The 9,497-nt window shown below is 51.3% G+C and carries 8 protein-coding genes and 2 pseudogenes; 8 read left to right on the top strand and 2 right to left on the bottom strand.

Annotated features, from left to right (window positions below; all coding sequences use genetic code 11):
• On the bottom strand, nt 1–125 hold a 125-nt coding region (locus H6A34_RS12090; RefSeq protein WP_205105724.1), incomplete at its 3' end, for a DUF4372 domain-containing protein.
• A 154-nt stretch (nt 126–279) separates the two neighbouring features.
• On the opposite strand from H6A34_RS12090, the gene H6A34_RS12085 reads away from it, so the two are divergent.
• The 8 genes and pseudogenes from H6A34_RS12085 to H6A34_RS12050 all read left to right on the top strand — a co-directional run bounded on the left by H6A34_RS12085 (nt 280) and on the right by H6A34_RS12050 (nt 8,305).
• On the top strand, nt 280–1,584 hold the full coding sequence (locus tag H6A34_RS12085) for an MATE family efflux transporter (RefSeq protein WP_205105721.1): 1,305 nt from the start codon (nt 280–282) through the stop codon (nt 1,582–1,584).
• Nucleotides 1,585–1,635: 51 nt separating this feature from the next.
• A pseudogene (locus H6A34_RS12075) lies at nt 1,636–2,332 on the top strand (CatB-related O-acetyltransferase).
• Between the two features lie 170 nt (nt 2,333–2,502).
• On the top strand, nt 2,503–2,970 hold the full coding sequence (locus tag H6A34_RS12070; protein WP_205105720.1) for a GNAT family N-acetyltransferase: 468 nt from the start codon (nt 2,503–2,505) through the stop codon (nt 2,968–2,970).
• Between the two features lie 273 nt (nt 2,971–3,243).
• Nucleotides 3,244–4,017: pseudogene (thiD, locus tag H6A34_RS15065) on the top strand (bifunctional hydroxymethylpyrimidine kinase/phosphomethylpyrimidine kinase); the annotation flags it as partial.
• Nucleotides 4,018–4,140: 123 nt separating this feature from the next.
• Nucleotides 4,141–4,818, top strand: a complete 678-nt coding sequence (locus tag H6A34_RS12065) for a thiamine phosphate synthase (protein ID WP_338088663.1) — start codon at nt 4,141–4,143, stop codon at nt 4,816–4,818.
• 91 nt (nt 4,819–4,909) lie between these two features.
• Nucleotides 4,910–6,613 (top strand): phosphomethylpyrimidine synthase ThiC, encoded by a 1,704-nt coding sequence (gene thiC / locus H6A34_RS12060; protein WP_205105719.1) that lies wholly within the window; start codon nt 4,910–4,912, stop codon nt 6,611–6,613.
• A gap of 174 nt (nt 6,614–6,787) precedes the next feature.
• Nucleotides 6,788–7,558, top strand: a complete 771-nt coding sequence (locus H6A34_RS12055) for a sulfide-dependent adenosine diphosphate thiazole synthase (protein WP_205105718.1) — start codon at nt 6,788–6,790, stop codon at nt 7,556–7,558.
• Nucleotides 7,559–7,702: 144 nt separating this feature from the next.
• Nucleotides 7,703–8,305 carry a thiamine phosphate synthase gene (locus H6A34_RS12050; RefSeq protein ID WP_205105717.1) on the top strand — a complete coding sequence of 201 codons (603 nt, stop codon included), beginning with the start codon at nt 7,703–7,705 and terminating at the stop codon, nt 8,303–8,305.
• Nucleotides 8,306–8,316: 11 nt separating this feature from the next.
• On the opposite strand, the gene H6A34_RS12045 is transcribed toward H6A34_RS12050, so the two are convergent.
• Nucleotides 8,317–8,928, bottom strand: coding sequence for a sugar O-acetyltransferase (locus H6A34_RS12045; RefSeq protein ID WP_205105716.1), 612 nt, complete (start codon nt 8,926–8,928; stop codon nt 8,317–8,319).
• Nucleotides 8,929–9,497 lie beyond the last annotated feature (569 nt).

Below are 9,497 nucleotides of genomic sequence, written 5' to 3'. Positions count from 1 at the left end.
ATCTGATTCCAGCAAGTGAAATGTTTCACATATCGGTTGCCATCATACTTACGAACATAGTTGTTAAACTGAGTCCTGTTCAGAAAAGCGGTTAATTGAGAGAATACGTATTTGTCTTGGAACATAGCAGCCATTTGTATTAGACTGCAAAGTTGCAAAATCAAGTCCGTTTCATTTCAAAAAACCGTGTAATTGGCTATATTTCAATAATTTCAAAGAACTATTTATCCACTTTTACGGGACAGTAGTGACCTTTCTTATTAAAACAAATGTTGAACAATGGTCTATTCATATAAACAGATATTGCTCATCAGCCTGCCCGTTATGATGAGCATACTTATCGAACAGTTGATAAACATCACCGACGCCGTGTTTCTCGGCCATGTTGGCGAAGTGGAACTTGGCGCCGCCGCGATAGCCGGAATATGGTATCTGGCGGTCTACATGCTGGGCTTCGGCTTCAGCCTTGGCCTTCAAGTGGTAATAGCGAGGCGCAACGGAGAGGGGCGTTATGCCGATGTAGGACTGACGTTCTTCCAGGGATTGCTGTTTCTCTCGGCACTGGCGGTGGCACTGTGCGCCGTTACACAACTTCTGTCGCCATGGCTGTTGGGGCTGATGGTAAGGTCGGACGACGTTTACCGTGCCGTAACAGCCTATCTTGACTGGCGCGTCTACGGCCTACTGTTCTCGTTCCCGCTGCTTGCCCTGAGGGCGTTGCTCGTCGGTATTACGCAGACACGGGCGCTCAACCTTGCGGCAATGACGGCCGTAGTGGTAAACATCCCTGGCAACTGGCTGCTGATATTCGCCCTCGACATGGGCATTTCGGGCGCTGCCATCGCCTCGTCGCTGGCCGAACTGTGCTCGCTCATAGTTCTTTCAGCGTATGTGGCAAGGCATATCAACATGCGTAAATACGGGTTGCGGCCCGTGGCCGACCGCCGTGTGATGGCCAATGTGCTCGGCGTATCGGTGTGGAGCATGTTCCATTCGTTTATCGGAGTGGCCTCATGGATGGCCTTCTTCGTAGCGATAGAGCATTTGGGCGAGGCGCAGCTTGCCGCCACAAACGTGATTCGCAGCGTATCAACGCTGTTTTTCGTCATAGTAAACTCGTTTGCCACGGTGACAGGTTCGCTCGTTAGCAACCTCATCGGCAACGGTGAGGGCAGGCAGGTGCCTGCGCTTCTGCGCCGTGTCATCCGCCTGGGCTATGCCACGGGACTGCCGCTGATTATCGCCGCCGTGGCGCTACGGCCGCAAGTGATCGGCCTCTACACCGACAGCACGGCCGTTACTGACGAGGCTTGGCTGCCATACATGGTTATGCTTGCCAACTATGTGTTCGCCCTGCCGGGCTATGTGCTGATGAACGCGGTGATTGGGACGGGAGCGACCAAGGCCACATTCTTGTTCCAGACGGTAGCCATAGTGATATACCAGATATATTTATTGTACCTCAGTTGGGCTGAAGCGTCGCTTGCGGAATTCTGGACGGCCGAATATCTTTACGTCATACTGCTCGGCATACAGTCGGCCGCACACCTTAGCCGCAGGCGTTCAAGCCTCATCAGAAAGTAAACCTATCTGCCGTAACAGGTATCATGCAAACTTAACCAATCAAAAAACATCATGATGAAGAAAATATACCCACGCGAAGGTGACACCCAGACGGTGTACCTCAACGCCGTAGTGGCCGACCCGTCGATTGAAGTGGGCGACTACACTATGATGATAAGGTTATGCGGTCATCGGGTTCTAAGGTTATGCGGTCAAACCACCTTATAACCGTAAAACCTAATAACCTTAAAACCTTACTATATACAACGACTTCGTTAACGACCCGAGCCAGTTTGAGCGTAACAACGTGCTTTACCATTATCCGGTAAACCACGAGCGGCTCAGGATAGGCAAATTCTGCTCCATTGCATGCGGGGCGAAGTTTCTGTTCAACTGCGCCAACCATTCGCTCCGTTCCCTTTCAACATACACATTCCCGCTGTTTTACGACGAATGGGAACTTGACAAGGCCGACGTGGCCTCGGCCTGGGACAACAAGGGCGACATCGTAATAGGCAACGACGTATGGATTGGCTTCGAGGCGGTAATCATGGCGGGCGTGCACATCGGCAACGGGGCCATCATCGGAGCCCGCGCCGTGGTGACAAAGGACGTGGCGCCGTACACGATAGTGGGCGGAGTGCCGGCACGAGCGATAAGAAAACGCTTCGACGACGCAACAATCAGCAGACTGGAAAGCCTGCGATGGTGGGACTGGTCAAAGGAAAGGATACGGCGTGAGCTGCCCGGGATTATGCGGCGCGAATGAATTTTCCGTAAAAAAACACTGAAAGTTTTGCGGCAGGCAATAAATGCCGTATCTTTGTCCGTATAGACTGCTGCCTTGGACGCAGCTGTTTAGGAAGCTATCGGGCATTGAAACAGTTTTTTTGACAGCTGTTTCTTGCTTTTATGACAGGACATTATCTGAATAGGCCTATGACATTTTCTAACACCCGGATAAGTTTGATAAAAACGGGGAAAAAGCACTTCCTGCCCTTGCTGCTCTTGGCTGACGAACAGGAGTCGATGATTGACAGGTATCTGGACAAAGGTGATTTGTACGCTATGTTTGGCAATGACGGCGATTTGATCGCCGTAGCGGTTGTTACTGACGGGACGGACGGCGTATGTGAACTGAAGAACCTGGCGGTAGCCCCGGAGTACCAACATCAGGGATATGGACGGCGAATGGTTGATTTTCTGTGCAACCGTTATAAGGACAACTATAATATAATGCAGGTTGGCACAGGCGACAGTATGATAACAATCGGGTTTTATGAGAGTTGTGGATTTGTCGTTTCGCATATCGTGAAGGATTTTTTTATTATAAATTATGACCATGCGATAATTGAAGACGGACACAGACTGAAGGACATGGTTTATCTTAAGAAGACCATCGGGTAAGACTCATATCGAAATGAAGATATATTTTAGTTGTAGAAAACTACCTGAAAATTTTGCGGTTACGCGGTAAAGCGTTATCTTTGCGGCGTACTAAAAAGGTGGTGCCGGGCAGCATTTGGTTGCCGAAGGCTGAGATGATACACATTGCACCAGTACGGATAATGCCGACGCTGGGAGTTTTTGGTGACATTCTTTACTCTTTCGCGCATAATGAAACGATGTCCGTGCGTTCCGTCTTTTCATGTACACTTTATTTAATATATAGACACAACGATGAAAAGATATATAACGGCATTGTCAATAGCAGGCTCTGACCCTTCGGGTGGCGCAGGATTGCAGGCCGATCTGAAGACGTTTTCTGCCCTCGGGGTGTATGGCGCCACGGCAATAACGGCCGTAACGGTGCAGAACACGGTGGGCGTGAAGTACGTGCATGCCCTGCCGCCGCAGGTGGTTTACGACCAGATTGTAACGGTAATGGAAGACATCATGCCCGACGCGGTGAAGATAGGCATGGTGAATGACGCCGAAACGCTTGACGCCATAGTGCGTGCCCTGACGCTGCACAGGCCAAGGTTTCTGGTGGTTGACCCCGTAATGGTGGCAACCAGCGGCTGCGCCCTGATGCAGGCTGACGCCTTGCAGGTGATGGAAGAGCGGCTGTTGCCCATGGCCGACATCGTTACGCCAAACCTGCCTGAGGCCTGGACGCTGGCCGGCACTGACAGTTCTGTCGACGAGGCGGCGCAGGCTATACTGCGCCTTGGCGTGAAGGCTCTGCTGATAAAGGGCGGGCATGCCGAGGGAACTACCAAAACGGACTATCTTTACGTAAGCTACGATGACGGCGTTAAGCGAACGGAATTTTCGTCCGCCACCGTGGATACATTCAATACCCACGGCACGGGCTGCACCCTGTCGTCGGCCATCGCCGCAATGCTGGCGCGTGGACACGGCATGGAGGAGGCCGTACGCCAGGCGAAAATGTATCTCACCGAGGCTCTGAAGGCCGGCGCCGACGTTGTTGTTGGACATGGACACGGACCGGTATGCCATTTCTATGATGATGCGGTTATAAGGTCTTACGGTTATAAGGTTATAAGGTCATCAGGTTCTGAGGTCATAAGGTCATCGGGTTCTGAGGTCATAAGGTCATCGGGTTATAAGGTTATAAGGTCAAACCGTAAAACCGTAAAACCTAATAACCTTAAAACCTTAAAATCAAAGCTCCAGTTCATCACCCACTTCACTGACAGATATTCGTATCTCGACTCGGCGATGATGGCCTTGGAGGGCGGTTGCCGATGGATACAGCTGCGCATGAAGGACGCCGACGAGGCTGAAATAGAGCGCACGGCAAGGCAAATACTGCCGGAATGCAGGCGACGAGGTGCCGTGTTCATCATCGACGACCATGTGGAACTGGTGAAACGCGTGGGCGCTGACGGCGTACATCTGGGCAAGAACGACATGCCCGTAGACGAAGCACGGCGCATATTGGGTGACGAGTTTATCATCGGCGGCACGGCAAACACGTTTGAAGACATACAACGCCTTGCCGCACAGGGCGCCGACTACATCGGCTGCGGGCCGTTCCGCTTTACCACAACGAAAAAGAACCTTGCCCCAATGCTCGGTATCGAGGGCTACGAAAACATCGTTTCGCTGATGAAAACACACGGCATTAACTTGCCCATCGTAGCCATCGGCGGCATTACTTACGACGACATACCGCAGGTTATGGCTACGGGCGTTACAGGCATAGCCCTCAGCGGCAGCGTGCTCCGGGCCGATAATCCGGTAGAGGAAATGAGAAAAATAGCAATTCAATTAAGAGTTAAGAATTAAGAGTTAAGAAAATATGCCTTGACAAATAAGCATACGAAGGTATTTTTCTTAATTCTTAACTCTTAATTCTTAATTTAAAAAATAATATTCTATGGACAATAACATCAAAATCACTTATCCCGGGTCAGAGAAAGTCTACATGCAAGGCAGTCTCTATCCCGACATCAGGGTGGGAATGCGCGTGGTTCATCAAATGCCGACGGTAACAATCGAGAACGGCGAGCGCGTGGAACATCCCAATCCCGACGTCTATGTTTATGACACCAGCGGGCCTTACAGCGACCCGTCAGTGGATATTGACGTGAAGAAAGGCCTGCCGCGGCTGCGCGAACCGTGGATTATGAAGCGTGGCGGAGTAGAGCGTCTGGCAGAGATTTCGTCAGAATACGGACGCATGAGGCGCGACGACCGCTCGCTCGACCATCTGCGTTTCGAGCACATCACATTGCCGCTGAGGGCCAAGGAAGGCTGCCAGGTAAGCCAGATGTACTACGCCAAGCAGGGTGTCGTGACGCCCGAGATGGAGTATGTGGCCATCCGTGAGAACATGAACTGCGCCGCACTGGGTATCAAGACGCATATAACGCCCGAGTTTGTGCGTGACGAAGTGGCCGCAGGACGTGCCGTAATCCCGGCCAACATCAACCACCCCGAGGCCGAGCCGATGATTATCGGGCGCAACTTCCTCGTGAAGATAAACACCAACATAGGCAACTCCGCCACCACGTCGGGCATTGACGAGGAGGTGGAAAAGGCCGTATGGAGCTGCAAGTGGGGCGGCGACACGCTCATGGACCTGTCGACGGGCGACAACATACACGAAACCCGCGAGTGGATTATCCGCAACTGCCCCGTTCCGGTGGGCACTGTGCCGATGTATCAGGCCATGGAGAAGGTGAACGGCAAGGCCGAGGACCTGACCTGGGAGCTGTTCCGCGATACTCTTATCGAGCAATGCGAGCAGGGAGTTGACTACTTCACCATACACTGCGGCATACGCCTGAAGAACATCCACCTGGCCGACGACCGTGTTACGGGCATGGTGAGCCGTGGCGGAAGCATTATATCCATGTGGTGCCAGAAGCACCAGAAGGAGAGCTTCCTCTACGAACACTTTGACGACATCTGCGACATCTGCGCCAAATACGACGTTGCCCTGTCGCTGGGCGACGGCCTTCGTCCCGGCAGCATACACGACGCCAACGACCGTGCGCAGTTTGCCGAGCTCGACACCATGGGCGAACTCGTCGAGCGTGCGTGGGCGAAGAACGTGCAGGCGTTTATCGAAGGCCCGGGACACGTGCCCATGCACAAGATTCCGGAGAACATGCAGAGGCAGATAGAGAAGTGCCACAACGCGCCGTTCTACACCCTCGGCCCGCTCGTTACTGACATCGCGCCGGGCTACGACCACATCACCAGCGCCATCGGTGCCGCCCAGATAGGCTGGCTCGGCACGGCCATGCTGTGCTACGTAACACCGAAAGAGCACCTCGCCCTGCCCGACCGTGACGACGTGCGTGTAGGAGTTGTGACGTATAAGCTGGCCGCCCACGCTGCCGACCTGGCCAAAATGCACCCCGGAGCGATAGTACGCGACAACGCACTGAGCAAGGCACGCTACGAGTTCCGCTGGAAAGACCAGTTCAACCTGAGCCTCGACCCTGAGCGAGCGTTGGAGTATTACAAGACGGCCAACCACGTTGGCGGCAAGTATTGCACGATGTGCGGCCCCAACTTCTGCGCAATGCGCATAAGCCAGAACATCAAGAAGGACGGGGAGTGTGATATTTAATTTAGTAGTTAAAGGTAGTTAGAGTAGTTATTGCTCGCTACGTTCGCAGTAGTTAAAGTCAAATGCCATGCAGGTTTTAATCCACTAAGGTAATGACTTTTAACTACTTTAACTACCTGTAACTACTTTAACTACATAAAAAATAAGGATTTACCGATTTAAACATAATAAAAAATGATTGAAAAGAAAGTTTCACAGGGTATCATCAGTACCTATTTCGAGAAGTTGGAAAGAAACCTCGACCTCGACGTCGCTATCGTTGGCGGCGGTCCGTCGGGCATTGTTGCAGCGTATTACCTGGCTAAGGCCGGGCTTAAGGTGGCTCAGTTCGACCGCAAACTGTCTCCCGGCGGCGGCATGTGGGGCGGCGCAATGATGTTTAACCAGATTGTTGTTCAGGAAGAGGCAATCAACATCGTAAAGGATTTCGACATCAACTATAAGCCTTACGGCGACGGTCTGTATGTCATGGACTCTGTCGAGAGCACCTCAGCGTTGCTCTACAAGGCCGTACACGAGGGCGCAACGATATTCAACTGCTACTCGGTAGAGGACGTTGTGTTCAAGAACAACGTTGTAAGCGGCGTCGTAGTAAACTGGACTCCTGTGCTGCGCGAAGGACTGCACGTTGACCCGCTGAACATCATGGCTAAGTGCGTAATCGACGGAACGGGCCACGACAGCGAGATGTGCAAGACCGTTGCACGCAAGAACGGCATACGCCTGGCCACCGACACGGGTGCCGTTATCGGCGAACGCTCGCTCGACGTTGTTGCAGGTGAGGAGGAAGTGGTAAACGGAACGAAGGAAATCTACCCCGGACTCTACGTCTGCGGCATGGCAGCCTCAGCCGTCAGCGGCACTCCCCGCATGGGACCAATCTTTGGCGGAATGCTTATGTCAGGCAAAAAAGTGGCTGAACTGATAATAGAAAAACTTAAATAATTAAGAATTAAGAGTCGGAAAATTAAGAATTAAGAGTTAAGATTTAAGAAAAATACCATTGTTGTCATAATGTCGATGCATATTTTCTTAATTCTTAATTCTTAACTCTTAATTAAAAAAAACATTTTAATCCCTAAAAGAAACGTGCTTTGGATTGTCATAACTTCCCCTTCTTTTTTTGACGGCGAGGCGCAGTTTCTTCACCGTCTGTTCGCCCATGGCGTTGACATTGTTCACTTACGCAAACCCGGGGCGACGCCTGAAGACTGCGCAAGGCTGCTCGACGGGTTGTCGGCAGACGACCGTAAGCGCATCGTAATACATGATTTCTTCGAGCTTGCACGGCTTTACGGCCTTCGCGGAATACACCTCAACGCACGACGCAGTATCGTTCCTGATGGGTGGCAGGGGCACGTCAGCCGCTCATGTCACTCCTTAGATGAAGTCAGACGGTATAAAGACGCATGCGATTACGTCTTCCTCAGCCCGATATTCGACAGCGTCTCAAAGCAAGGCTACGCCTCGGCATTCACCGACGAAACATTGAAACAAGCGTCGCTTGACGACATTATCGACGATAAAGTAATAGCTCTCGGCGGCGTAACTCCCGACAAAATCAGCTATTTACAGCAACTTGGTTTCGGTGGGGCGGCCATGCTCGGCTGCGTAAACAACCTCGCCGCGTTGACTGAAATAGAACAAGACGAAACATTGTCCAACATTAAAAATATGTTTGCCAAACTTTAATGGCTTTACTGCTATTGCGGTATAGGCTTCTCCCTATTATCTATATTCTTTATTACCCTGCACGGATTGCCCACTGCCACGCAGTTGTCGGGTATTGAACGGGTGACAACGCTGCCTGCGCCGACGACGCTGTTGCGCCCGATTGTCACTCCTGGCAGCACGATGACGCCACCGCCAAGCCACGCGCCGTCGCATATTTTCACGGGCTTTGCGTATGTCAGGCAAAACTCGCAGTCGTCTCCGCCGTCATCGGGCAGCATGCGTTCGACGTAGCGGGTAGAGTGCGTGGCGGTATATATCTGCACGTTAGAGGCTATGAGTACATCGTTGCCTATTTCGATAATGTTGTTGTCGACGAAAGTGCAGTTCATGTTGATTATCACGCGGTCGCCAATGAATATGTGGCGGCCGTACTCACAGTGGAAGTCAACGTCAATGTGTACACGCCGTCCCACGCTGCCGAACAGCTGTTTCATTATGCCACGTTTCTTTTCAATATCCGTATATCCCGTATCGTTAAGCTCGCGCGTCAGCCGTTTCGCCTTTGCCGCTATTTTCACTATTTCCGGGTCACCACCGTAAAAAGGCTCTCCGGCCAGACATTTTTCAAGTTCCGTTTTCATTGATACATGTTTTTTGCATTATGCAAAAATAAGGATTTGACTTGACATTTTACCATTTTTAGTGTTGATTTATGTTAAGGCATCAATGAACCTTATTCACAATAAAAACGACATACCAGGCCAAGTGCACACATGAAATTCCATAAAGACCAAGGGCGTAATGAACACAAAAGACTGTCTTTGACATAGCAAAAGGCCGCTAACGGCAAGGCGAAATGCCATCTTTCGCCGTGTAAAAGACGGCATTTTACAATCAGGGCAATGACTTACTGTCTTTTCCTGAAATAGGTTGACAGTTTTTGTTTAAATAAACTACATTATTTTACACACTCTTGATAGAGGTACTGGAATAGTTGACATCGCATCAGGAAATGTGCCGCTTTACTTTACATTCCCGGTCTTTGTCAGGCGGACCCGCGGGGCCGCCTGACAAAATCGCAGCAAAGATACTATCTTCCGTTGTCATTCCCTCCATGCCCCACCGTTTTTTTTCTTTTCCACAGCCGTTTTTGTTCGCCGCTCCCGGCGTGCGCCGTCTCCGGGGTGTTGTTACCGATGCTCATGTGGGG

The organism is Marseilla massiliensis, from assembly GCF_016899855.1.
GTDB lineage: Bacteria > Bacteroidota > Bacteroidia > Bacteroidales > Bacteroidaceae > Prevotella.
The sequence above is the reverse complement of the archived record's forward strand: the minus strand, read 5'-3'. Positions and strand labels throughout refer to the sequence as shown.

Bases quoted from the DNA above. Each gene is read 5' to 3' on its own strand.
- H6A34_RS12045 (WP_205105716.1), bottom strand. From the start codon at position 8,928: ATGAAAACGGAACTTGAAAAATGTCTGGCCGGAGAGCCTTTTTACGGT.
- H6A34_RS12085 (WP_205105721.1), top strand. From the start codon at position 280: ATGGTCTATTCATATAAACAGATATTGCTCATCAGCCTGCCCGTTATG.
- H6A34_RS12070 (WP_205105720.1), top strand. From the start codon at position 2,503: ATGACATTTTCTAACACCCGGATAAGTTTGATAAAAACGGGGAAAAAG.
- thiC (WP_205105719.1), top strand. From the start codon at position 4,910: ATGGACAATAACATCAAAATCACTTATCCCGGGTCAGAGAAAGTCTAC.
- H6A34_RS12055 (WP_205105718.1), top strand. From the start codon at position 6,788: ATGATTGAAAAGAAAGTTTCACAGGGTATCATCAGTACCTATTTCGAG.